Raw genomic sequence first — 24,229 nt, 5'->3', positions numbered from 1 at the left:
TCCATGATTAGATATTAACACTCTTCCGGCGTACCGGTATTCGTCGCTGTTCTGAAAGAAGAACCGCATCCGCATGACGCGATGGCGTTCGGATTGTCAATCGTGAAACCGCCGCCCATTAGTGATTGTTTGAAATCAATGATGGTTCCGTTCATGATATCAAGGCTTTCTGAGTCGACAAGGACCTTTATGCCTTGCTGTTCAAACTGCGTGTCTTTCTCTGAGACTTCATGATCAAAGCCCATGCCGTACGAAAGACCGCTGCAGCCGCCGCCTTTTACGCCCACTCGAAGGAACGCATTTTCTTCTTCATGCTCTTTCATCATATCTTTAATCTGCAGTGCAGCAGCTTCTGTAATGGTTACTGGTGTACTCATGATCATCCCTCCTTTTGACTGGATGTTTCTTTTCAATTATAAACGTGATGTTGCCTTTTCTCAAATAAATGGTTTAGAGATAAAATGTGCCGTCACAAATCGTTTCAGCAGGTCCTGTCATGAGCACGTGGTCATTGTCTTTCCAGCGAATGATGAGGTCCCCGCCTGCTAAATGAACTGTCATGTCTGTTTCTTTTTTCGCCTGACCATTCACAATCGTGGATACAGCCGCAGCGCAAGCCCCTGTTCCGCAGGCCTGTGTAATCCCTGAACCTCTTTCCCACACACGAAAATGAAGTTCTGTTTCACTGACAACTTCAACAAATTCTACATTGACGCCTTCTGGGAACATGTCGTGCTTTTCGATGATCGGTCCAAGTGTATGAAGCGGTGCTTTTTCAATGTCCTCTAAATAAAAAACGATGTGCGGGTTTCCCATTGAAACGGCCGTTCCATTTAAAACTGCCTTGCCAAAATCAAGTGCCTCATTAATCGTTGTGCTGGCCGGTTCACCAAGCATTGGCATCGCTTCTTTTTCAAAACGTGGTTTTCCCATATCTACTGTGACTAGCTGAACGTGACCATCCTGAGCGTGAACGGTAGCTTCAACGAGTCCTGACAATGTCTCAATCTGGAACGTTGTGTCTGTCACAATTTGATGCTCATACACATACTTTGCTACGCAGCGCAGCCCGTTACCGCAGTTTTTGCCCTCTGATCCATCATTGTTGAAAATGCGCATCTTCACAGGTGCAACATCCGATGGGCAAATAAGGATCATCCCGTCAGAACCGATTCCTGTATAAACAGAAGAAACGCGGATCGCTATCTCTGATAGCTGTTCTTCTGGAAGCTGTTCCTTCATCTGATTGACGTAAATATAATTATTTCCTAATCCGTGCATTTTCGTGAATTGAAATGATGTCATGAGCTTCCTCCAAAAATGTTGTTTCTTTATAGTATAAAAGGAGTCGATTCAGGAGACAATCTTATCATCCCCCGTTTTTCATACATAGAAGCTCTTTGCTGCCATGGCAAAGGGCTTTTATTATGCATATGCCTCTTTTTCTCTCGTGTGATGCTTCATATTGATGATATTTTATTAGCATAACATATTGGATGCGCTTTCTATTGATTCTCCTTAAAAATGGAAGATGAAAATGTGAAAAAAATGCACCTCATGACCCATGTGGTGCATTTAAAACATGTCGTTTTCCTCTATAAAAGCATAAATACGCTCGACTAGCTGCTCTGCATTTTCTCCTGAAACAAATTCTCCATTCACAAGTGCAAATGGGGAGTCCATACATTTGCCGCAATAGCTTAAACAGCCGTATTCCATTACGTCTAGGTTTGGGTCTTTTTCAAGCTTCTCTTTTGCTTCTTGAGACCCTTGTGCAAGATTACTTACACAAAATTCGATCAGTGGAAACACTGTGCTTCACCTCACATTGCCTTACCATCCTACCTAAATTCCTTGTATTAGTCAAAATATGAGCTTCATCTGTATCGTTACGCCTATTCCTCGTAAAATGTTTTACTATTTAGGACTAACTGATGAATATGTAGGTTATTTTGAAACAATTATTGTGGTTTCACAGTAAATTCGATATAATTTTATTTGGTATTTTAACTTAAAGTTTTTTAGTATAAGTGTTTTTCAATGTCTACGGGGAAAAGGAGAATCGTCATGAAAAATTTAGTCTTGATCGGCGGAGGTTACGGGAATATGCGGGTTCTCCACCGCTTATTGCCAAATCAATTACCTGATGATGTCACTATCACATTAATTGATCGAAATCCTTACCACTGTTTAAAAACAGAATATTATGCACTTGCTGCTGGAACGATCTCTGATCATCACATTCGAGTATCTTTTCCAGAGCATCCGAAGCTGAATATTCAATACGGGGAAGTAGAAAAAATTGATATTGAAAACAAACAGATCTTATTCAGCGACCGTGAACCGATTCCGTATGATGATACGGTGATTGGACTCGGCTGTGAGGACAAGTATCATAATGTCCCTGGTGCGAAAGAACATACATACAGCATTCAAACCATTGATCAGTCAAGACATGCGTATAACAAATTAAATAATTTGAGCGCAGGTGCAACGGTTGGCATCGTCGGTGCTGGACTTAGCGGGGTAGAGCTGGCCAGTGAACTAAGAGAAAGCCGTGCTGATTTAAACATTATTCTTTTCGACCGCGGAGAGCTGATTCTATCGAGCTTCCCAAAAAGATTAAGCTTGTATGTGCAAAAGTGGTTTGAAGAAAATGACGTAAAGATCATTAACTGTGCCAATATTACAAAGGTTGAAGAAGGTGTCGTTTACAACCATGATGACGCGATTGAAGCAGATGTCATCGTGTGGACAGCAGGAATACAGCCAAGCAAAGTGGTACGAGAGATGGATGTTGAAAAAGACGCACAAGGCCGCGTCGTATTAACTCCTCATCACAACCTTCCTGGGGATGAGCATGTATATGTTGTAGGTGACTGCGCAAGTCTGCCGCATGCCCCAAGTGCACAGCTTGCTGAGGCGCAGGCAGAACAAATTGTCCAATCGCTGCAAAAACGCTGGAAAAATGAGCCGCTTCCTGAGGCTTATCCACAGTTTAAGCTAAAAGGTGTTTTAGGTTCTTTAGGGAAAAAAGCCGGCTTTGGCTTAGTGGCTGATCGTCCACTTGTTGGCCGGGTGCCAAGACTCCTGAAATCTGGACTCCTTTGGATGTACAAACATCACAACGGCTAAAATCATGTGAATTTTTTCTCAAAGCTCCTTCATGATGAGGGAGCTTTTTTTATGAAACGGCATGTGCCGATGAGTGGGTCCATTTGATCGGAGCAAGGGCAAGGATGCAGTCTTTACGAAAGGTTCTCATCGTTTTCTTCGATAAACAATACGCCTGGATGAGCTGATCCGTTTGATGGTGTACAATGATTTTTCTCTTTGTGCACTCTCCATTTTTCTTCATATAAATCATCTCAATCGGTATTTGCTGATGAAGAGATTGTTTCAGTAAATAATTCATGATGCTCACGCTCCTTTCATTTTATCATAATCGAACAAACGTTCTTTTTCAACACAGAAAAGAACGTTTGTTCGTTTTTTATTTCTCAAAAAAAGAACAGCTTATTCACTGCTCTCCTTGTACCCGTATTTCTCCATTTCTTGATAAATGTCTTTTAATTTTGGATTGCCCTCTCCAACGATTTGATCCTCTACTAAGACAAGCGGATAAAAGAATTCATCATCAAGAATTCGTTCAGACAATTCCTTTTGTTGTTCATTTTCTGGCGGGTGCTCAATATCAATATATGTGATGCGAAATGGCTGATTCGGATATTTTCGTTTTAATGCTGCATCTAACCACTCAAACGTATCTTTTGAAGAAGGCAGATTCACGCAGCTAGCGCACAGTACATCTCTTCCATATACATAAAGATCGACGGTTTGATTCATTTGGCAAGCCCCCTATTCTTACTTCATTTTAGCTGAATTTTCTGTATGAAAAAAGTCAAAATCACTTTTTGTTTCAAGATGAGATTGTGCTATAATGAGAAGGAAACTTTGAAACCAATCAATAGATTTTTATCGTCCAGATGAATATAATGGTGATATGTTGTGAAAGGAGCGATTATATCTAATGACTGAAGTCGAAATGAAAGACCAAGTACAGGAAGTACTGGACAAACTTCGTCCATTTCTATTACGTGATGGTGGAGACTGTGAGCTTGTAGACATTGAAGATGGTATTGTGAAATTACGTCTTCTTGGTGCATGCGGCAGCTGCCCAAGTTCAACCATTACATTGAAAGCCGGTATTGAGCGCGCATTATTAGAAGAAGTGCCTGGCGTTGTAGAAGTTGAACAGGTTTTCTAATTCATATATGACATGAAAACGACCCAAATCGGGTCGTTTTTTTTAGGTCAGCTTTTCTTTAAACCATTCCTTTATAAAAGTCAGTCTTTGAATGCGCTGCCCAGGGTGGCCGCTTCTGGATAAATCATGAGATGCCTTCGGGAATTTGACCAATCTTGTGTCTTTCCCAAGCTCTTTCAATGCTACAAAAAGCTGCTCTGCTTGATCAACTGGGCAGCGATAATCTTCATCGCTGTGCAAGATGAGAAGCGGTGTGTTCATCTGCTTCACATATTTTAGCGGAGAGCGATCCCATAGCTTATCGACAGAGTCATAAATATCCCCATCAATCTGCCACCTTGTAAAGAAATAACCGATATCACTGATGCCGTAAAAGCTAATCCAGTTTGAAATGGAGCGCTGTGTGACAGCTGCGCGAAAGCGGTCGGTCTGACCGACAATCCAGTTGGTCATAAAACCCCCATAGCTGCCGCCTGTCACGCCAAGTCTTGTTTCATCAAGGAAATCATAGGCTGTGAGCACATGATCAACAGCCTGCATGACATCGTCATAATCAACGTCTCCATAGCTTCCTCTCACACGGTCGGTAAACATCTGTCCGTATCCATGACTGCCGTGCGGGTTGATATACACGATGGCATAGCCTTCAGAAGCAAGCATTTGAAATTCATGAAAATACGTATCACCATACATCGCATGCGGTCCCCCATGAACCTCTAGAATGAGCGGATATTTCTTTCCCTCTTCCATCTTGGAAGGCTTCATAAACCAGCCATGTACCTCGTCACCATCTTTTGACTGAAAAGAAAATGGCTCAGGTTCGGATACGACATGCTCCTTTAGAAAATCATGATGCTCGAACGTGATTTGCTTTAGTTCTGTCTCCCCTAATGTCATCTCATACAGCTCACTTGGTGTGACAGGTGAAAGCCGGCTGAGCAGCAGTTTGGATTCATCTGGATGAAGGCTGAAATTGGTGATATGTTCCGCCTCTAGTCGAACAGGATAGGCTAAACCTTCAATAGAGAAATAATAAATCCCTGTACTGCCTTGATCAGAAACAAGCGCATAAAACCCTTGGCTGTCCTTTGTCCACTGCGGAAGCTGATAGGCCTCTCCCATCACGCTATCTCCTGCCATACAGTTCCCAACATACATATCGAGCATTTCTGACAGCTGAACCGCTTTGTCTTCCTTCAGAGCATACAGCCATAATGATGGGAAAGTGGCATTTTGAAATTCGCGCTCATGTCCAATATACAAAAGGCTCTCTCCATTTGGAGAAAAAGATACGGTGGAATAAGCGCCGTTTGCTTGTGTGATTTTCCTTGTCGTACCATCTTCTAATGACAGGAGACACACGTCACTTATGTAAGGTGTCTGTGCATTTAATTGAATAAAGGCAAGCCATTTTCCGCACGGAGAAACCGTATGATTCATATGATGAACCTGCTCGCTCGTGACAGGCTCAATCTCTCCTGAATGGATATCCACTTTCACGATCTGCGTGAAACGCCCATCTAAAAAGCCTCTTCCATCTGCTTTATAGGTCAAATCATCATATACTGCTGGAGCAAAGTCATCTCGCTCTTCCTTTTTTTCATCATGAACAGATTCTGATTGTTTCAATGACACAGCCGCATAAAGAAAAGCGCCATCTGGGGAAAAGACAGGATGAGATACTCCGTAAGGAATCGTCGTTAAGGTTCGCACGCCGCCTCCTTCGCTCTTCATGAGCGCCAGCTGAGGGACTTCCTTTGGCTTTTGTAAAATAAAAGCAAGCTGCCTGCCGTCTTTTGACCAAACTGGCTGATGATGCTTTCCATCCTCAAATGTCCATTGTGTCAGCTCCTCTGTCTCTTCATCTCGAACCCATAAATGGATATTGTAATCGTCCTTTTTCTCATTCACAGTGACTTTTGTAAAGACTGCCTTTTTTCCATCTGGTGAATAAACCGGATGAGAAACAGAAACAATCTTCGTTAAATCTTCTGCCGTCATCAATTTCTTCATGAATGTATCTCCCCCTTATATGCATAAAAAATAGTTCGATCCCCTAAATAATAATCCCTGCTTCTTCCCATAAAAACAAGCATAAAAAAAGAACGTGCAGATTCACAGCACGTTCTTTACTTGATTAACAGGATGATGCTGCACGACGACCCCTTCTACTGGAACCGTCAGCAAATCGACTTCGCAATGCGGGAAGTTTTGGGCAAGCTGTTCTTTCAGCGCTTCTCCCTTCCCTTTTTCCACTAAGGTGAGGATCGTCGGCCCAGCACCGCTCAAAGCCGTTCCATACGCTCCTTTTAGAGAAGCGACATGCTCTACCTTCGACAGCTCTGGCACGAGCATTGTGCGGTAAGGCTGATGAAATAAATCCTTATTCATCATTTCTCCAACAAGCGGCCAGTTCTGCGTCATTAAGGCGGCAACAAGGACGTTGCTCACAGCACTCGCACTGACGGCATGTTTATAGGAGAAGTCCTCTGGCAGGACATCACGGGCATCCTTTGTCAGCACTTCATAAAAAGGAATCACCACGACGACATCTACATCCACATGCTGCACTTTCACGGCATGTGTCTTGTCTTCTTCATGAAGACCAATCAGTAAACCACCGAATAAAGAGGCACCCGCATTATCTGGATGACCTTCTACCTCACTTGCATAAAAGAGCTTCTGATCATCTGTCATGTTTAATTCAAGAAGCTGATTGGCGAGTTCAATGGCGGCCACGATGGCAGCAGCACTGCTGCCAAGCCCCCGTGCCAATGGAATATCACTCCACACTTTGACATGAACAGGCGGGAGTGTTTTTCCAAAGTCATCTGCGACCTTTTTGGCTGTTTGATAAATCAGGTTGTCGGTGCCTGATGGAATCCCAGACACGACATCTGTTTCTGCTTCAAACAGCCAGCTATCATGGTCATAGACCGATAGCTTTAAATAGCGGCTGAGCGCCATTCCAACTGAATCAAAGCCTGGTCCTAAATTGGCAGTGCTTCCCGGTACTGTGATTGAAAAAAGCATGGAGGCTTCACTCATACGCGTGCGGCCTTTTCTAAGTGTTCAAGAATTTGATCTTCATCTGCATCGAGTGTGACCGGCTTGATTTGAGAAATATCAATGGCCGTATTTGGATCTTTCAATCCGTTACCTGTTAATACCGCAACAACTTTACTGCCTGGCTTGATTTCTCCAGATTTCACCTGCTTTAGCACGCCCGCAATCGACGCACATGAGCCCGGCTCTGCAAACACGCCTTCTTCACGTGCAATCAATTGATACGCATGAAGAATTTCCTCATCTGTTACTTCATCAATCTTTCCGTTTGATTCATCTGCGGCTGCCACAGCTTGTTTCCAGCTCGCTGGATTTCCGATACGGATAGCCGTTGCCACTGTTTCTGGCTGCTCAATCACTTCATTTCGAACGATTGCCGCTGCACCTTCTGCTTCAAAACCGCGCATGACAGGCAGTCCTGTTCCTTTTTTCTCGTGATATTCCTTGAAGCCTTTCCAGTAGGCCGTGATGTTCCCGGCATTTCCGACAGGAATCGCCAGTACGTCCGGGGCAGAGCCTAGCTGCTCACAGATTTCAAATGCCGCTGTCTTTTGTCCTTCAATTCGGTAAGGATTGACGGAGTTAACAAGGGCAATCGGCGCTTTTTCACAGATGCTGCGGACGATTTTCAGTGCATCATCAAAGTTGCCGTCAATAGCAATAATCTCTGCTCCGTACATGACAGCCTGTGCAAGCTTACCGAAAGCAATTTTCCCGTCAGGAATAATGACGATACATTTCATATCAGCACGGGCTGCATAAGCCGCTGCTGCTGCAGAGGTGTTCCCTGTCGAAGCACACATAATCGTATCATTGCCTTCTTCTTTCGCCTTTGCAACGGCCATGACCATTCCTCGATCCTTGAAAGAGCCTGTTGGATTGACGCCTTCTGTTTTCACATGAAGCTCGATCCCCAGCTTTTCTGAAAGCTTGGCGAGGTGGACCAGCGGTGTATTCCCTTCATTTAATGTTAGTTTAGGTGTAGATTCGTTTACTGGTAAGAATTCTTGAAATTCTTCAATGAGTCCATTCCATTTCATCGGCTTAAACCGTTCCCTTCTACTCGGTACGTGCTCTTCACTTGAACCACCACGTCGAGATCGTTTAATTTTTGCAGGATATTTGAGAAATCTTCTTCTGAGGTCTGATGTGTAATGATCACAATTTCCGCCAGCTCATCATGTCCTTTCACAGGAAGCTGAAGGATCTTTTCAAAGCTGATGCCTCTTTCAGAAAAAATAGATGTAATGCGGGAGAATGCGCCGACTTGATCTCTAACATGAATTCTTAAGAATTGCTGAGCAAATACTTCTGATGATGATTTGATCTTCTTCTCAAACTGCGGTGCGATAAATCCGCTTCCGTTCACGCCAAGGCGCATGTTTTTCATCACTGCGACTAAATCTGAGACAACAGCTGTTGCCGTTGGCAGACTTCCTGCTCCAGGTCCGTAAAACATCGTTTCACCTACGGCACTTCCGTAGACATACACCGCATTGAATTCATTGTTGACGGATGATAATGGATGATGATCAGGAAGTAAAGTTGGCTGGACGCTGACCTCCACTTTCTCTCCGTCCCGCTGAGCAATTCCGATCAGCTTCATTGTATAGCCAAACCGCTTACTGAAATTAATATCCTCATCAGAGATATCAGAAATACCTTTCACCTTTACATCCTCTAATTCCACATTCATAGAAAAGCCGAGTCTTGCAAGAATCGCCATTTTCCTTGCTGCATCCAGTCCTTCTACATCAGCTGTCGGGTCTGCTTCTGCAAAGCCAAGATCCTGTGCTTCCTTTAAGACATCCTCATATGCGCTTTTATCGACATTCATTTTTGTTAAAATAAAATTCGTTGTGCCGTTCACAATCCCCATCATCTTGGTGATTCGATCAGAGGCCAATCCTTCCTCCAGCGTACGCAGAATAGGAATTCCTCCGGCCACACTTGCTTCATAATAAAGATCACAGCCATTTTCTTTCGCTACATGTAAAAGCTCCGTACCGTAAAGCGCCATTAAATCTTTATTGGCTGTAATGACATGCTTCTTCTCATTCAACGCATCTATTAAATATTGTTTTGTCTCTTCAATGCCGCCCATCACTTCAATGATGACGTCGACCTCTGGATCTCTAATCACATCGTATACTTCAGTTGTGAAGACCTCTCTTGCGACATCCACATCTCTTTTTTTATCGGGATTGCTCACAAGCACTTTTTGTATTAATACCGGACAGCCGATTTGGTGCATTAATTTATCCTGATGGTCTTGGATAATTTTTACGACACCGCTTCCCACTGTTCCTAATCCTAATAGCCCAACTCGAATTGCCTTCACCTGAAATTCCACCTTTCTCCGTAAATGTCCTCTCTAAAAGGACATTTGTTAACCTTACACAGACATTCAATGTACACACATTATAAAGGGGTATCCTCATTTTGACAAGGTAATAAAATAAGAGATTGCCAGAATGAAACCGCTTAACAGCTATTTATATCAAGATTCTATATTTTCAAAATATTTTTGTCAGAAAAGCTCCCGAAAGCCGGGAAGCCTTCTATTATGAACGAACCGGCGTTTTGGCTGGCTCGTCTTGTAAGACAAGCGCAATATTTTCAGCACATAAACGCATCATTGTTTTTCTCGTTTCGACACTAGCACTTCCAATATGAGGGAGGACTGTGACGTTAGGTAATGTGGTTAACGGATGAGACGGACTGACAGGCTCTTGTCTAAATACATCTAGACCAGCGCCGGCAATTTTTCCTGTCGTGACAGCCTCGTATAAAGCATCCTCATCCACAGTCTGTCCTCTTGATACGTTAATGAAATAAGCAGAGTTCTTCATCAGATCAAATGCTTTTTCATTAAACATGTCTTTCGTTTCAGGGGTTAACGGCGTCAGACAGACGATGAAATCAGACTGCTTGAGCAGTTCCTCAAAAGCCGCATAGGTCACACCGAGCTGCGCTTCTGCCTCGGGTTTTCTTGAACGATTATGATAAAGGACATTCATATTAAAACCTTTGGCCCGCTTGGCAAGTGCGATTCCAATGCTGCCCATTCCGACAATCCCGAGCGTTTTGTGATGAACATCAGCACCGGCAAGAAGAAGCGGCCCCCAGCCTGTCCAGTTTCCATCCTTAATCCAATCACTCGCCTCGACAATTCGTCTAGCTGACGCCATCAGAAGGGCAAAGGCTAAATCAGCCGTTGATTCTGTTAAGACGTCCGGTGTATGACATACGGTGATTCCGCGCTTTTTAGATGCTTCAAGATCAATATTGTCATAGCCAACAGCAAGATTTGCGACCACCTTGACATTCGGGGCTTTTGATAAAAGGGTCTCATCTATTTGATCTGACAGCATGGTGAGAAGCGCATCCGCTTTAGCAGCCTGTGTTTCTAACTCTTCTCTTGGACACGGCTCATCCTCGCTTGGCCACATCTCAACATGAGCGACTTCTTTTAATGGTGTAAGTGATGCTTCATCCAGCTTTCTTGTGATATAGACATAAGGTTTCGTCAAGAAGAACACTCCTTTAATCGATTTCTTTAAGCATAACGAAAAACGCCTCAAGAGAAAAGAGACGTTTCGTCTGTTCACTGAAACTTCAAATCAGCAAATGGCTGAATCCAGCCAACAGCCGGAATGGGGCTGCCGCCGCTTCGCATGGCACTCATTTCTTGAAAGACCTTTAGAAAGTATTCATAGCGATTGGCATCATTTAAGACGTAATCTAACCGCTCTTCATAATATGACTTTTCATTTTCTCCAGACATGTAGTAGCCTTCTACAATTTCAAAGTAATGAAGCGGAAACAGCAGGCGGCTGTATAACAAACGCTTTGAAAAGGAGGAAAGAGGTGTCACCTCCTCATATTGCTGAAGAAAGGAAAAGCCTTCTTCAATTAAATCTTCCTTATGCTGTACAAAGGTTTCTCTTAAGTATTCAGCAATATCACGGGTTGGATGATCAAAGACCCAATCCACAGGTAAACGCAGCGGCTGCTCATGCGGCCATGTCATACGTGAAAAGCGCTGATGACAGACAGTGCCCGAGTCACCTTCTTTCGGTTCATCATCAAGCTCAGTATCTACTAAATATTGAATGGCATTCTCCGTTAATCCAAGATAATACGGAAACGATTCAATGAATTTTTGTTCAAACCGTTCCAGCGGTTTTTGATGCATTTGCTGCATCCAAAAGCCTTCAAGCTGATCTAATCGTTTTGCCCATAATTCCTTCCAGGCACCTACGCGTTTTGTTTCGGATACCTCATATGGAAATCCTCTTCCTCTGACATGAAAGGCTGCCAGTTCTGACGCTTGCTGAAACGAGCGGCTTGAGATCGGTGGCGCTGCTTTTAATAAAGCGTACTGCTCCTTTCCATGAGTAAAGGTGGGTTTCTCTTCATTTGTTAATTCAAACACAGCGACGTATGGGTCTCCAGCATTCAGTAAATACTGACTGATATGATACAACTCTGAGAGTTCTTCTTCTCGCAAATGAGACACAGGAACAATGAGGAAGAGAGCCTCCGCCGTTTGAAAGCTCTGATAACTGCCATATGGCGTAAATTGACGAACATCAATACCAAATGTGTGATAAATGGTTTCTTTCATGTTTTCACCTGCGTTCCTATGATCAATCTCTTATCATATCGTAGTCGCAGGTTGAGGGATTTATGAATACTATTTACTATCCGAAGCTTTTTACACGTTGTGGACAAATTACGAGGATTGGGTGAGGAATACATGCCGCATCATCATGAGATGAACGAAGTAGAAAAAACAGCAAGACGCCGTTTACAAGAACGAGGCGTAACCATTCAAGATATAGCAGACCTTGTCTACTTTTTACAGGAAAAATATCATCCTGGCTTAGACATGACAGAGTGCATCCACAATGTGGAGCGTGTCATCGCAAAACGTGAAGTCCAAAATGCGATTTTAACGGGCGTCGAACTAGACGTACTCGCCGAGCAAAAAAAGCTGACTGAGCCGCTTCAATCAATACTTGAAACTGACGAAAGCCTGTATGGCGTTGATGAAATTTTATCCTTTGCTATCGTCAATATTTATGGTTCGATCGGCTTTACGAATTACGGATATATCGATAAAGAAAAACCAGGAATTCTCGGGAAACTCAACGATAAATCCACAGGCGAATGCCACACCTTTTTAGATGACATTGTCGGCGCTATTGCTGCTGCCGCATCAAGCAGGCTGGCACATAGTGCAAGAAACGCAGAATAAAGAAAAAGAGGACGCGCGCGTAACGCTTGTCCTCTTTTTTTATGATAATCGCTCGATCCACTCGGATAATGAATCAATGACATAGGTTGGCTGCTTTTCATACTTCTGAAGCAGCTCTTTTGTTGTCACACCTGTATGGACGAGTAATGTGTCCATTCCTGCATTCATTCCTGCCATAATATCCGTATCATAGTTATCACCCACCATGAGCGTCTCAGACACATCTGTCCCAAGCACACGCATCGCTTGTTCCATAATAATTGATTCTGGCTTTCCTATAAATGTCGGCTGAACTGTTGTGGTGACGGTTAGTACAGATGTTAACGAGCCGTTCCCTGGCAAAAGCCCTCTTTCTGTTGGAATGGCTATATCTCCATTTGTTGAGACAAATTGTGCGCCTTGACGAATGGCAATCGCACCTACTGCTAATTTTTCATATGTAATGCCCCGATCAATTCCAACAACAACGAAATCAGCGTCTTCCTGACCAAACGTCAGCCCTTTTTCTTCAATAGCCTGCTTGATTCCTTCTTCACCGATCACGTAAACTGACGCATCTTTCTTTTGCTCAGCAATATAATTAGCCGTCGCCATACTTGTTGTAAAAACTTGTTCTTCTGTTGCTGGGATATCAAATGAAACGAGTTTTTCCGCCACCTGCTTCGGCGTGCGTGATGAGTTATTCGTGACAAACAAGTAAGGGATGTTCAACTCATTTAACTTTTGAACAAATTGACCTGCTTCCTCGATCTTTTCTGTTCCTTTATACATTGTCCCGTCTAAATCAATTAAATAGCCTTTGTATTTCATGATGCTCACAACTCCAATGGTTTATTTAAACGCTGATACTGGGCCAAGCTCCTGCTCCAAGTAGGTACGGATGCGGCTTGGAAAGACCTCTAGTGCCTGCTCTACTTCGCTGATCACCTGCAATAAGTCATGATGAACCACTTCCTGATATTGCTGCACAAGTGTTTTGCGGGATGAGACAAGCTTTTTCAGCTGACTGCCTTCCACTTCTGGTACGACTTTTTCATCAACAAGTATATCCATGATGTCATCATAGCTCCCTGGGTCACGCATAATAAAGCCATCAATCATGTCATTTCCAGTATCAAGAATACATTCGACGAGCAAATGAACAATTCGTTCCAGCGCTTTTTTCTCTAGAGGACTTGTCCATGTTTGATGACTCTGCATCAACTCATATTGCTCCTCGAAAAAACGTAATGTCTCTTCAATCTTTTTTCTGTCTACGAAATACATCATGACGCTCCCCTTTGCGTTATTTTCTGATTCGTTTTAAGACAAAATAGGCACAGCCAAAATTACAGTATTCATAAATGTATTCATCGAGTGTGCTGATTTTAGTATCAAATGTGGCCTTTTGGTTTTGGTCATCAAAGAACCCCTTCAGCCTGAGCTGATTATAGCCCCAGTCCCCCACAATATAATCATACTTATTTAAAATATCTGAGTACCTTGCTTTAAACGCTTCTTCATTAAAGCCGTCTTTGATATCTCTTACAAGATCAAAGGTAGCATTCTGAACGACGATCATCTTCTCACCTCTTTTTAAACGATCCATCTTTAATGATAATTCATTGGAAGAACTCCATCAATTGCTAAAGCATGTTTTTTCCGATTTAGCCGAAGATAAAGGAAAAAGGAGGTCACATTTATGAAGAAACAACTGACAGCCGCGATTCTCCTCAGCATGCTTTTAGGCGGGTGCGGCTTTCAATCAGGTATGAACCGGCAAGTGGATGAAGATTCTTCAAGTAAAACCATCCGTCTGTCGGATCGTCATGAAGGAAATAATTCCAACATGCCAGAAGCAGACACAAACAGAGCAGGATATGTTCGTTATCAGCGCCAGCAAGTAACGGATCAGAAAGAAAGAACCCCTGCTTTAAATCGTGAGCATCTCGCCCACGTCATTACAAGTTTAACGGTGCAGCTGCCAAACATCAAAGATGCTGCCACACTTGTGACAGATGAGGATGCACTCATCGTGTATCGAACAGGAAACAAAAACCGTGATGAATCTGCCGATCAAGTTAAGAAAACGGCGGTTTCTGTTCTCCCTCGTTATTATCATGTATACGTCTCTGATAATCCAGAGCACTTTCAATCCATTGCCAATTTTTCACGTCTTCAAACCAATTCACGTGATTTCGACCAAATTTTAACTAAAACGATTCAACAAATGAAGTATTCCCCTCAAGGTGGAGATATTTCAACGAAAGAAGATGCAAATGGCATGACGAATTCCGATCGTACGATGAGAAGAAACGCCCCTTACGGCCAAAATTAATACGAGAAAAAACGCCAGAGAGCTCTGGCGTTTTCTTTGTTACGCTTGCGCCTGACGCTTTTTAGACGCTTCGTTTACTTGTTCATCTGCATGGTAGGAAGAGCGCACAAGCGGCCCAGCTTCACAGTGGCTAAAGCCTTTTGACATCGCAATTTCCTTCAGCTCTGCAAACTCATCCGGATGGTAGTATTTTTGAACTTTCAAATGCTTCTTCGAAGGTTGTAAGTACTGCCCAATCGCCATGATATCCACGTTATTGGCAAGAAGATCATCCATGACTTCAATGATTTCTTCCTTCGTTTCACCGAGTCCAATCATAATGCTTGATTTTGTTGGAATGTCGGGCTGCATTTCTTTTGCACGACGCAAGAATTCTAATGAACGATCATATGTAGCACGCGCACGAACTCTTGGCGTTAATCTGCGAACTGTTTCAATGTTGTGATTTAAAATGTCAGGACGTGTGTCCATTAACGTCTTCAAGTTATCATAATGACCGCCCATGTCTGAAGGGAGAACTTCAATGGTCGTGAATGGGCTTTTTCTTCTAATGGCACGAACGGTTTCAGCGAACACACCTGCCCCGCCATCCTTTTGGTCATCCCTTGCAACCGCTGTTATGACAGCGTGCTTTAAGTTCATTAAGGCTACTGAATCTGCCACGCGTTCTGGCTCTTGCAGATCAAGCTCAGTTGGAAGTCCAGTTTTCACCGCACAGAAACGGCATGCGCGCGTACAAACAGATCCAAGAATCATAAATGTAGCGGTTCTTCTCACTGCCCAGCATTCGTGAATATTCGGACATTTTGCTTCCTCACAAACAGTATGCAGGTTGTTTTCCCGCATCATTTTCTTCAAACCGGTATAGTTTTCATTCGTATTCAGCTTAATTTTAAGCCAGTCCGGTTTTCTTACGTGCTCTTCCTTCTTTGCCAATTCCATCATCTCCATATGAATTCGTTAAAGGTGCATCTACAAAAATCTTCCTGCTATATACGATGGATGCAGCCAAGAAGCTGCAAAAAATTGAATCTTCGGCCTAAAGCCTTTTCTTTAGACACTTTAACATAGTACAGATTGAACAACAAGGGAATGAGCTGCAAAAATACCCAAAAGACTCCTAAAAAAACAGATGAAAATTACTAACATTTTCTTCTTATGAAATAGAGTGATCTAACCACACTAAACGGTAGAAGACGATGGTCGATGAAAGGAGATGGACGTTTGTGAAAGTGGTTTTAGCCATCATGATTGCTCTTTCAATGCTCCCTTTACCTGTTCATGCAAAAGGGACGGGCAAGCAGCCAGATGAATTGAAGCAGAGAATGGCCCTATATGAAAAAGTCTCCATCACAACACAGGTTCCATGGTATGTACTTGCTGCAGTTGATCAGTATGAACACAATATTCGAAAAAGCAGAAGAGATTTACCGAAACAAAAAGGCGTCATTGGCATCTACATTCCCCGGGAAATGTGGATTGGACCAGAAAACCCGAATAAACAAGATACCTCCCCTTTAAGCATTAAAGTGTTTGACGGAATTGGGCTTGATGGGAATGGGGATGGAAAAGCGAACAGCGATGACGATGAGGATGTATTATTCACGTTTGCTCAATACTTGCTTCACTACGGCAGCAGCATTGATCAATTAAAAATTGGCTTATGGGACTATTATGGACGTGATCAAACCGTTGGAATCATTTCATCTTTTATGAAGCTATATAAGCACTACGGGCATCTTGATCTTGGAAAACATGCTTTTCCTCTTCCAGTTGGAGCTGACTACAGCTACCGGAGTACATGGGGGGATGCGAGAGGATTTGGAGGCAGAAGAATTCACGAGGGAACCGATTTATTTGCCCATTATGGACTTCCCGTTCGTGCGACATCGTATGGCGTGATTGAAATGAAAGGCTGGAACCGTTTTGGCGGCTGGCGGATAGGCATTCGAGATATTCATAATCATTATCATTACTTTGCTCACTTAAATGGCTTTGCGAAAGGACTCAAGACAGGTCAAATTGTTGAACCTGGCCAGGTGATTGGATCTGTCGGAAGCTCCGGTTACGGTCCTCCAGGCACCGCAGGAAAGTTTCCGCCTCATCTTCACTATGGCATGTACAAAGACAACGGAAGAACCGAATGGTCATTTGACCCATATCCTCATTTAAGGGCGTGGGAAAGAGCTGAACGGAAACGAAAGTAAAAAACAGCCCAATCATACTTGGGCTGTTATTCCTCTTTCTCCTTTTTCTCTGGGAGAACAATCGATGGAGCACCTGAGTTTGTTCCGCTGCCATTATAATAATCTGGTACGTCTCCTTGAACGGCTTGTATGGAGACAGGAACAGAGTTTTTGACTACGATTGTTTCAGAGGCAAATGGGATAATGACTCTTACCTTGACCTCGATCAGAACACTAATATCAATCAAGGCATTGTTGATGCCATAAGGCTTAATGTTTTTTTCAACGTCCGTATGCGGATCACCAATCACACTAAAGCGTACAGGCACTTTTGGTCCTAGGTTGGCGATGAGTGCATTTCCGGATGCTTGCCCGAGCGGAATGTTATATATAATGCCATCATGTCCATCTGTTTGATCCTTTAATGCTTCTTTTGCCTCTTTTTGAAAGTTCCCCTTTTCAATGTCCTCTAAATTTTTTTGAAGATGACGTGAGAGGTCAGCCATTGCTTTCGATGTTGCTTGCGCATTAAAATCGATGGTCGTCACTTTTCCGTTCTCACTTGTATTCATGACCACCATATCCTTCATATTCTCCTGATCGTCTGCAAAGTCTTGCACTGAATATTGTATGAGGTGATTGGCGATGCGCTCTGTTTCTAGTTCAGCAATGTGAATAAGGGTTGGTTTAATTGATCGGTTGATAAAGAATAAACTAATCACGGTTGAGAGCACAAAGAATAAGATGGCAAGCAGCATGACGTAACGAAATGGCAAAGGGCCCTTTTTGTAGGGGCGATAACGGCGGTTCATTCTCAATAAAAAATCCCCCCTTCTCCATTACATGTGTATGCAGACAGGCGGGGGGATAGGAATCATCTCTCTATTTTATTTCACCATTTTTAATAATGCATCTCTTCCAATTGTTCCAGCTGAGATGCCCAGCGCTTCTGCGGCGTATGTCACAGATTCTAAAGGAGCATCCAGCAATTGCTCAATCGTTCTTACACCAACTGCTCTTCCTGCAATAATTCCTCTATCTGCAAGCTTTTCATTCAAGAGCCCGACATCCAGTGCACCGCACATGATATATCCATGTTCATTTGTTACTGCCATGAAATTTGTCTTCGGCAGCTTGACGGTGACCGCTGTAAAGGAATGGCCATCAATTGTAATAGGTGTTAAATTCACCAAATCCCTTCACTCCTCTCACCACAATCTATGTGAAAAGAGGGCGCGAGTTGTTAGGCTGAAGCGGATTTCATGTTGCTTCCTTCAAGCGCCATGTCAGAACATCACGTAAAAATTCAGGCATAAAATATTCAATGTGTTCGTGATCACGGATATGAGGAAAAAGAGAGCCTAATGTATACATATCGACTGTGCCAACAGTATAGGAGGCGTCTTTTTTGATCAATTGACCATGTACAAAGACATCCTTCACCCGTTTGGCCTCGCCTTCTTCTAATGTATAGCTGAGGCCGCTATATAGCATTTTCCCCATCAGCTCACCTCTAAAGCCGAAGCCCTTGATGCGCAGCTGTTCCATTTTTTCTTCACAGCCCCGCTGAACCGTTTCGATGAGCTGTTGACCGGTAAGCGTCACCCGAATGGGATTAATGGGATGCGGACATATCCGGTGGATTTCTTCTCTTGTAACAATCCCTGCCTCTAATGAATCAAGCACCATACCTGCATTCATCATCCCAATATCTGCTCCGCACCAATCTTTAATGGCATCTGTTAAGAGCTGCGGAAGCGGAGAATCGTCAAACCACTTCGTTTCTAGCTTCGACTCAATCGTTGTCACTTTTTCCTGCATGAGTGCTTTTGCTCTTCTTTCTGCCTGCTGCAAGGTGGTGATGGCTTCATATGATTCACTAATGAGCTGATCCACTGACTGTACTGTCGCTTTTTTCTCTATCAGCTCTTTGCGCGCTGTATCGATCGTCAGCTCAACGCATCCGATATAATGCCCATACTTTTCAGCGCATGCAAGCAGCACACCATTGTCCATTTCACCTTGTTCTAACAGATGATGCGTGTGTGAGCCTAGGATGATGTCGATTTCAGGGAAGTCTCGGGCAACCTCCCGATCATGGATGATACCGAGATGGGATAAGAGCACAATGACATCCGCCTGTCCCTTCACTTCACGCAGCATGTCCCGTATGCTGTCAAACGGATCAGTAATGTTCCAGCCCAGCTTTTCATATACAGGTGTATACGCAATAGTCACGCCTAAGAGACAGAGCTTCAGTCCGCTTTCCATTGTGATCATATGATAGGGCTTTGCCCATGATGGCCTTTTGCCTTTCTCAAATAAATTAGACAGGACCACTGGAAATTGTGCATTTTCATACAAGTGATCCAGCTGATCATGAGGCAGCGTAATGCCTTCATTATTCCCGATCGTGACTCCATCATAGCCAAGCTGATTGAGGAGCTTGACGTTTACCTTTCCATAATCCGCTTCGGATACGAGGTTCACTCGATCCATATGGTCGCCAATATCAAACAAGAGCATCTGATCGTGAACTTGACGCTTTTCTTCAATATAAGCTGCAATTTTTGGCCAGTTCTCAAAGTGGCTGTGCAAGTCATTTGTATGATATAACCATAGCTTCTGCAGCATGTTGATCTCTCCCTCAAGTTGTCACTGACCGTCTCATTCAGGTTGAAAGCTTCAGTCAGCTCTCGGTTAACTAAATAAATCTAACTGCTTCGGAGACAGGTTTGAATAGGTGATATCCAGCAAATCAATCATCTGCTGGCCATTTGCCGCTGCATCTCCGCCGGAGTTATTATTAAACACGACATAGACATCTTTCGATTGCTGATGCAGAATGTCGAGATTCTTTTTCCACTCTTTTAATTCAGCTTCATTATATAAATATAAGTATCTCACTTCACGCCAATTCTCATGGTCTGCCGGGTGAAGCCAGCCCTGTTTATTCCTGCCGTGAAATCGGACCAATGTTTTATCACGGTGTGTAGCTTGTATGACTGGCGGAATGGAGCCTTCTCCGACTTGCGGTTCATCACAGACAGAATGAATCCATCCTTCCTTTTCCATAAAGGACAAAGTCTGCTCATAAAATTCATCTGAAAACCATGTACGGTTTCGGAATTCGAGAGCACATGGAATATCGCCCATCTTCTCCTTACACCATCTTAAATAGTGGACGTGCTCTTTTTTGCAATCAAACCAAGGTGGAAATTGAAAGAGCACCATGGCCAGTTTCCCTTCACGAATGAGCGGAGTCAGCGAAAGAATAAATGCATCAAACATTTCCTCCTTCGAAGCAAACGGAATCTCGCCCCTTTGATGTCCAGTCATTCCTTGGTATGCTTTCACAACAAATTGAAAGTCATCCGGAGTATCCTTTATCCACTTTTCATGATTACGCTCAGGCTGAACCGCATAAAAGCTAGCATCCAGTTCCACAATGGGAAACGTTGACGCGTAGTGAAACAGTTTTTGCGCGCTGCCGATTTTTGGCGGATAAAGACTGTCATGATCTCCCCAGCCAGTTAATCCGATATAAATCATGTTTCTCACCTCTTGCCACTCTCATGTATAGACGGCTTCCTCATTCGAAGCCTTTGTTTCTTGTGATACCCATATTTCTGAAAGAAATTCTTCTGTCTACAACATATCATATTTGCTCGTAATTCTGAATGAAGATGACTGGCGGCACGTGATTTTGTCTTGACGTTATGTTTGTTTGTTATATTAATTGACAACTTTCTATCTAAAATGATTTTAACTGATAACATAAAATGCATATCAGAGATATTGACAGTGATTGTCCATTTTTTTATTCATCTTCACCAATAAAGGAGATTGAATGGATATGAACATAGATGATAACCAGTTTGAAATATTACAAAAAATGGCCAAAAAGATTCACAAGCCTGTCTATTTGTTTAACCAGCATGGACGTATTCTCTATTCCTCGCACCCCATGATCTCGAGCCCAGAATGGATGCACATTCTCCCCCTTTTTCAAAGCAGGACAACTCATTCTTTTTCGATGATACATGCAAAACAAACCTTTTCCGTCTTTCCAATTGATCTAAACGAACAAACATGTGATTATCTGGTCATCCTTTCTTTCATTAATCCGCAGAATAAAGCATTGCATGCGATGCTTGCAAAAGCAGTGAACGAAATAGCGATTGCGCGCATGAGACAATATGCCGCTCTGCAAACGGCCAAGCATGCTAGAAATGAGGGCTTTCGCAGATGGATAGAGAGGGCATCGTCTTCCCAGCAAGATCCCTTACATTTCGCTCAGGCGTTTGGATTAAACGCCGAATGCCGCTATCTATGTATGATCTGTCAGCTTGACCAGCGTAGTGATACCATATGTTTTATGAAGCAGCAAATGGTTTTAGATCAAGTGGTTGATCTGCTCGAAAGTGCACTTCCAAGCTGCCCGTTCCCTGCCTTTCTGTTTGTCAAAGGTGATATGGGTGTTGTATTGATGGAGGAGAATGACAGTTGGCCGGAGGTTAGCGACAGGCTCAGCTCTTTTTTAAAACAGTTGCAGATGCTTGTTAAAATGCAAGTGAATCACACTATTTCCTTTGGGGTGAGCTTGACTGGCTGCCCATTCCCCCATCTGTCTGAAGGCTACAATGAAGCATTAGAGGCTCTTCATGCCGGACATCTCTCATCGCGGACTGAATATATTCAATTTTATCAGGCAAAGGATGTGCCAGATTTACTAAGGCTCATTCCGAGAAAAGATATGATCACGTTTCACCAGCTGCACCTTCACCCGTTATCTGAACCATCACAAGTCGATCAAAGCCTTCTTCACACCTTATCTGTCTATTTAGAAACCCATTGCCACATTTCAGAAACAGCCAAACGATTGTCTATTCATCGCAACACGGTCATTTATCGCCTCGAGAAATGTGAAGAATTGCTTCGAATCAGCTTAAAAGATCCTGACGCAACATTGCGGCTGCGCTTAGCCTTCCGTATTCAAATGTTTCTCTCATCCCATCCTGATTGAATTTTTTCTTCTGAAACTTCATATAGTTTGGAGGAGAAAAATGAGACTCGAGGAGGGATGATAAATGGATGATGAGCTCCGTCACATCCCGCAGCCCATTCGAAAGGATGGCGCGGGTGCCACCGACTTAGGCCCGCGCGATGTCCTTCGAGATATAGAGAACCCAGATATGCTCGTTCCCCCTAAAACCGATGCCGGAACAATCCCCAATTTAAAATTTTCATTTTCTGATACACACATGCATTTGAATCACGGCGGCTGGTCTAGGGAAATGACGAAACGGGAGCTGCCTGTTTCAACAACGATTGCAGGTGTCAACATGCGGCTCACACGCGGAGGTATTCGTGAGCTTCATTGGCATAAGCAGGCAGAATGGGCGTATATGATTTTAGGCAAAGCCCGCATCACATCTGTAGATGCAGAAGGGCGAAATATGATCGCTGATATAGAAGAAGGCGATTTGTGGTATTTTCCACCTGGTATCCCGCACTCCATTCAAGGACTTGAGGATGGTTGTGAGTTCCTTCTTGTATTTGATGATGGCGATTTTTCTGAATTTGATACATTCACGATCACAGACTGGTTTGCCCATACACCGAAAGATATTCTCTCCGCAAATTTTGGTGTTCCTAGGAAATTGTTTGACCATATACCGAATAAGCAGCGCTACATGTTTCAAGGTTCGCCGCCGGCATCCTTAGAAAGCCAAATGGTATCTGATCCATACGGCAGCATCAAGCCGTCATTTACGCACCAGCTTCTTCGTCAAAAACCGATAACGACCTCTGGCGGAACAGTCCGAATTGTCGATTCACGGAATTTCCCGATTTCAAAAACGATTGCGGCTGCACTTGTTGAAGTAAAACCTGGCGGCATGAGAGAAATGCACTGGCACCCTAATAATGATGAGTGGCAATACTATTTAACCGGTACGGCCAAAATGACAGTCTTTGGAGCAGGAGGTACTGCCCGCACCTTTAATTACAGAGCAGGTGATGTTGGATATGTTCCTTTTGGTATGGGGCATTACATCCAAAATATCGGCCAAACGAGCCTTTGGTTTTTAGAAATTTTTAAAAGTGACCGGTTTGCAGATATTTCGTTGAATCAGTGGATGGCCTTAACCCCGCCTCAATTAGTGAAAGAACATTTACACGTAGATGATGCGATGATTCGTGCGCTTCATAAAGAAAAATCACCTGTCGTGAAATATGAGAGATGATGCGATTTTGTTTATAAAAAAACCGATCATTTTTTAGATGATCGGTTTTTTATCATAGCTAACCTTATCGATACCACGCTTTTGCTAAATTGTTTTTAAAGTTACTGTCTTTGAAAGGTACGTTTGCACTACCAAAGTCTGTTGTATTCAATGCATGTCTTGCAGCCGGCGTTAAATCATCCCAGCCAATTAAAGGCTGCATTCCTTTACCGCTCACATTGCCACTTACATTCAACTCATGATTTAATGGCCAGTTGCTATCATAACCTACCAAAGGATTTGTCCCTAAAATACTTGCTGCACTCGGTGCTACTTTCTTATATTGCCCATGACCTGAGTAAGCAATCGATTGAACACGCGGGTTGGCTACAGCTGGGTTGTCAATCCAAACGACAATGGATTCCCAATCATGACGATGACCAAAGCCCGGTGAAGGATTATCTTTTGGGAAATACCAAGCATACATAATCGCCCAGCTGCCATTGTACCAATCTGAACGTGAATATACTTGACCGATATTACTGCTGCATCCACCATTATGTGAACCGCTAGTTTTTAACCCTCTGCTTGTGTTTCCAGCAGCATCTACAGCTGGGAATGGTACACATCCATGCCATACTTTCAAATAAGGCTGAAATTTTTTCGCAGCTTTTTGTGTAACAGTTGTTGGGTTGACTTCTCTAAAACCAACTACCTTGTCATGATCAATTTCTGCCGCATGAACTGTTGATGGCACTGCTGTACTAAACATGGTGACGATAAAAAATATAATGGCAAAAATAAACTTCTTCATTTTCTATCCCCTTTTCCCTTGATGATCTCAGTTACCTCATGCTGTCGAGATTGATGTTACCATTGCGGAAAAAACCAATCAATCATTTT

General features: G+C 43.2%; 26 protein-coding genes and 1 pseudogene. 7 read left to right on the top strand and 20 right to left on the bottom strand.

The annotated features are described in order from the left end of the window. Positions 1-14: 14 nt before the first annotated feature. The 3 genes from erpA to NSS92_RS18330 all read right to left on the bottom strand — a co-directional run bounded on the left by erpA (position 15) and on the right by NSS92_RS18330 (position 1,812). Positions 15-377, bottom strand: a complete 363-nt coding sequence (gene erpA, locus NSS92_RS18340) for an iron-sulfur cluster insertion protein ErpA (RefSeq protein ID WP_017358921.1) — start codon at positions 375-377, stop codon at positions 15-17. A gap of 73 nt (positions 378-450) precedes the next feature. Further along, positions 451-1,305: a diaminopimelate epimerase gene (gene dapF / locus NSS92_RS18335; RefSeq protein WP_046313318.1), complete on the bottom strand. Its 855-nt coding sequence runs from the start codon at positions 1,303-1,305 to the stop codon at positions 451-453. Positions 1,306-1,575: 270 nt separating this feature from the next. Next, positions 1,576-1,812 (bottom strand): YuzB family protein, encoded by a 237-nt coding sequence (locus tag NSS92_RS18330; protein ID WP_008346813.1) that lies wholly within the window; start codon positions 1,810-1,812, stop codon positions 1,576-1,578. Positions 1,813-2,067: 255 nt separating this feature from the next. Between NSS92_RS18330 and NSS92_RS18325 the strand changes: the two genes are divergently transcribed. Beyond that, on the top strand, positions 2,068-3,135 hold the full coding sequence (locus NSS92_RS18325; RefSeq protein WP_267586572.1) for an NAD(P)/FAD-dependent oxidoreductase: 1,068 nt from the start codon (positions 2,068-2,070) through the stop codon (positions 3,133-3,135). A 49-nt stretch (positions 3,136-3,184) separates the two neighbouring features. Here the strand turns inward: NSS92_RS18325 and NSS92_RS18320 are convergent, their stop codons facing one another. Together NSS92_RS18320 and NSS92_RS18315 are read right to left on the bottom strand one after the other, a co-directional pair. Then, positions 3,185-3,415: a hypothetical protein gene (locus tag NSS92_RS18320; protein ID WP_340869814.1), complete on the bottom strand. Its 231-nt coding sequence runs from the start codon at positions 3,413-3,415 to the stop codon at positions 3,185-3,187. 101 nt (positions 3,416-3,516) lie between these two features. Further along, positions 3,517-3,846 carry a YuzD family protein gene (locus tag NSS92_RS18315; protein ID WP_048237352.1) on the bottom strand — a complete coding sequence of 110 codons (330 nt, stop codon included), beginning with the start codon at positions 3,844-3,846 and terminating at the stop codon, positions 3,517-3,519. Positions 3,847-3,967: 121 nt separating this feature from the next. Between NSS92_RS18315 and NSS92_RS18310 the strand changes: the two are divergent. Continuing rightward, a pseudogene (locus NSS92_RS18310) lies at positions 3,968-4,267 on the top strand (NifU family protein). A gap of 42 nt (positions 4,268-4,309) precedes the next feature. On the opposite strand, the gene NSS92_RS18305 reads toward NSS92_RS18310, so the two are convergent. From NSS92_RS18305 to yutH, 6 genes are all read right to left on the bottom strand, one after another. Next, on the bottom strand, positions 4,310-6,280 hold the full coding sequence (locus tag NSS92_RS18305; protein ID WP_267586573.1) for a S9 family peptidase: 1,971 nt from the start codon (positions 6,278-6,280) through the stop codon (positions 4,310-4,312). A 102-nt stretch (positions 6,281-6,382) separates the two neighbouring features. After that, the gene (gene thrB / locus NSS92_RS18300; RefSeq protein ID WP_024423360.1) at positions 6,383-7,315 is read right to left on the bottom strand and encodes a homoserine kinase; all 933 of its coding nucleotides are present in this window, start codon (positions 7,313-7,315) and stop codon (positions 6,383-6,385) included. Further along, positions 7,312-8,373 (bottom strand): threonine synthase, encoded by a 1,062-nt coding sequence (gene thrC / locus NSS92_RS18295; protein ID WP_034282619.1) that lies wholly within the window; start codon positions 8,371-8,373, stop codon positions 7,312-7,314. The genes thrB and thrC overlap by 4 nt, the downstream gene beginning before the upstream one ends. Beyond that, the gene (locus tag NSS92_RS18290; protein ID WP_267586574.1) at positions 8,370-9,674 is read right to left on the bottom strand and encodes a homoserine dehydrogenase; all 1,305 of its coding nucleotides are present in this window, start codon (positions 9,672-9,674) and stop codon (positions 8,370-8,372) included. Before NSS92_RS18290 ends, thrC begins: the two co-directional genes overlap by 4 nt. Positions 9,675-9,897: 223 nt before the next feature. After that, positions 9,898-10,866, bottom strand: a complete 969-nt coding sequence (locus NSS92_RS18285) for a 2-hydroxyacid dehydrogenase (protein WP_340869807.1) — start codon at positions 10,864-10,866, stop codon at positions 9,898-9,900. A gap of 74 nt (positions 10,867-10,940) precedes the next feature. Then, positions 10,941-11,963 (bottom strand): spore coat putative kinase YutH, encoded by a 1,023-nt coding sequence (gene yutH, locus NSS92_RS18280; protein ID WP_267586576.1) that lies wholly within the window; start codon positions 11,961-11,963, stop codon positions 10,941-10,943. Positions 11,964-12,095: 132 nt separating this feature from the next. On the opposite strand from yutH, the gene NSS92_RS18275 reads away from it, so the two are divergent. Next, positions 12,096-12,596, top strand: coding sequence for a phosphatidylglycerophosphatase A family protein (locus tag NSS92_RS18275; protein WP_025094161.1), 501 nt, complete (start codon positions 12,096-12,098; stop codon positions 12,594-12,596). Between the two features lie 39 nt (positions 12,597-12,635). Here NSS92_RS18275 and NSS92_RS18270 read toward each other — a convergent pair whose 3' ends face one another. Genes NSS92_RS18270 through NSS92_RS18260 form a run of 3 tightly spaced genes read right to left on the bottom strand, consistent with a single transcriptional unit; the run spans position 12,636 to position 14,157 of the window. Beyond that, positions 12,636-13,409: a TIGR01457 family HAD-type hydrolase gene (locus tag NSS92_RS18270; RefSeq protein WP_087978090.1), complete on the bottom strand. Its 774-nt coding sequence runs from the start codon at positions 13,407-13,409 to the stop codon at positions 12,636-12,638. 18 nt (positions 13,410-13,427) lie between these two features. Next, entirely contained in the window at positions 13,428-13,862 is a 435-nt protein-coding gene (locus tag NSS92_RS18265) for a DUF86 domain-containing protein (RefSeq protein WP_048237358.1), read from the bottom strand. A 19-nt stretch (positions 13,863-13,881) separates the two neighbouring features. Further along, entirely contained in the window at positions 13,882-14,157 is a 276-nt protein-coding gene (locus tag NSS92_RS18260; RefSeq protein ID WP_024423368.1) for a YutD family protein, read from the bottom strand. Positions 14,158-14,277: 120 nt separating this feature from the next. On the opposite strand from NSS92_RS18260, the gene NSS92_RS18255 reads away from it, so the two are divergent. After that, the gene (locus NSS92_RS18255) at positions 14,278-14,913 is read left to right on the top strand and encodes a YhcN/YlaJ family sporulation lipoprotein (RefSeq protein WP_034659879.1); all 636 of its coding nucleotides are present in this window, start codon (positions 14,278-14,280) and stop codon (positions 14,911-14,913) included. Positions 14,914-14,952: 39 nt separating this feature from the next. Here NSS92_RS18255 and lipA read toward each other — a convergent pair whose 3' ends face one another. Continuing rightward, complete coding sequence (gene lipA, locus NSS92_RS18250) at positions 14,953-15,849, bottom strand: lipoyl synthase (RefSeq protein WP_251215850.1); 897 nt, start codon at positions 15,847-15,849, stop codon at positions 14,953-14,955. Positions 15,850-16,175: 326 nt separating this feature from the next. Here lipA and NSS92_RS18245 point away from each other — a divergent pair, with 326 nt between their 5' ends. Beyond that, complete coding sequence (locus tag NSS92_RS18245; protein ID WP_267587092.1) at positions 16,176-17,120, top strand: M23 family metallopeptidase; 945 nt, start codon at positions 16,176-16,178, stop codon at positions 17,118-17,120. 26 nt (positions 17,121-17,146) lie between these two features. Here the strand turns inward: NSS92_RS18245 and yunB are convergent, their stop codons facing one another. The 4 genes from yunB to NSS92_RS18225 form a co-directional block, all read right to left on the bottom strand. Beyond that, entirely contained in the window at positions 17,147-17,911 is a 765-nt protein-coding gene (yunB, locus tag NSS92_RS18240) for a sporulation protein YunB (protein WP_267587093.1), read from the bottom strand. Between the two features lie 75 nt (positions 17,912-17,986). After that, the gene (locus tag NSS92_RS18235) at positions 17,987-18,292 is read right to left on the bottom strand and encodes a YunC family protein (RefSeq protein ID WP_024425980.1); all 306 of its coding nucleotides are present in this window, start codon (positions 18,290-18,292) and stop codon (positions 17,987-17,989) included. Between the two features lie 67 nt (positions 18,293-18,359). Further along, positions 18,360-19,733, bottom strand: coding sequence for a bifunctional metallophosphatase/5'-nucleotidase (locus NSS92_RS18230; RefSeq protein WP_340869798.1), 1,374 nt, complete (start codon positions 19,731-19,733; stop codon positions 18,360-18,362). Positions 19,734-19,799: 66 nt separating this feature from the next. After that, positions 19,800-20,651: a DUF72 domain-containing protein gene (locus tag NSS92_RS18225; protein WP_340869797.1), complete on the bottom strand. Its 852-nt coding sequence runs from the start codon at positions 20,649-20,651 to the stop codon at positions 19,800-19,802. Between the two features lie 304 nt (positions 20,652-20,955). Between NSS92_RS18225 and NSS92_RS18220 the strand changes: the two genes are divergently transcribed. Further along, positions 20,956-22,125 carry a PucR family transcriptional regulator gene (locus tag NSS92_RS18220; protein WP_340869794.1) on the top strand — a complete coding sequence of 390 codons (1,170 nt, stop codon included), beginning with the start codon at positions 20,956-20,958 and terminating at the stop codon, positions 22,123-22,125. A gap of 64 nt (positions 22,126-22,189) precedes the next feature. Further along, complete coding sequence (locus tag NSS92_RS18215) at positions 22,190-23,347, top strand: oxalate decarboxylase family bicupin (RefSeq protein WP_267586581.1); 1,158 nt, start codon at positions 22,190-22,192, stop codon at positions 23,345-23,347. A gap of 64 nt (positions 23,348-23,411) precedes the next feature. Here the strand turns inward: NSS92_RS18215 and NSS92_RS18210 are convergent, their stop codons facing one another. Then, the gene (locus NSS92_RS18210) at positions 23,412-24,140 is read right to left on the bottom strand and encodes an NPP1 family protein (protein ID WP_340869791.1); all 729 of its coding nucleotides are present in this window, start codon (positions 24,138-24,140) and stop codon (positions 23,412-23,414) included. Positions 24,141-24,229: the final 89 nt, after the last annotated feature.

It is taken from the genome of Bacillus sp. FSL M8-0166 (assembly GCF_038008825.1).
GTDB classification, from domain to species: Bacteria; Bacillota; Bacilli; order Bacillales; family Bacillaceae; genus Bacillus; species Bacillus safensis.
This window is presented reverse-complemented; position numbering and strand designations above follow the sequence as displayed.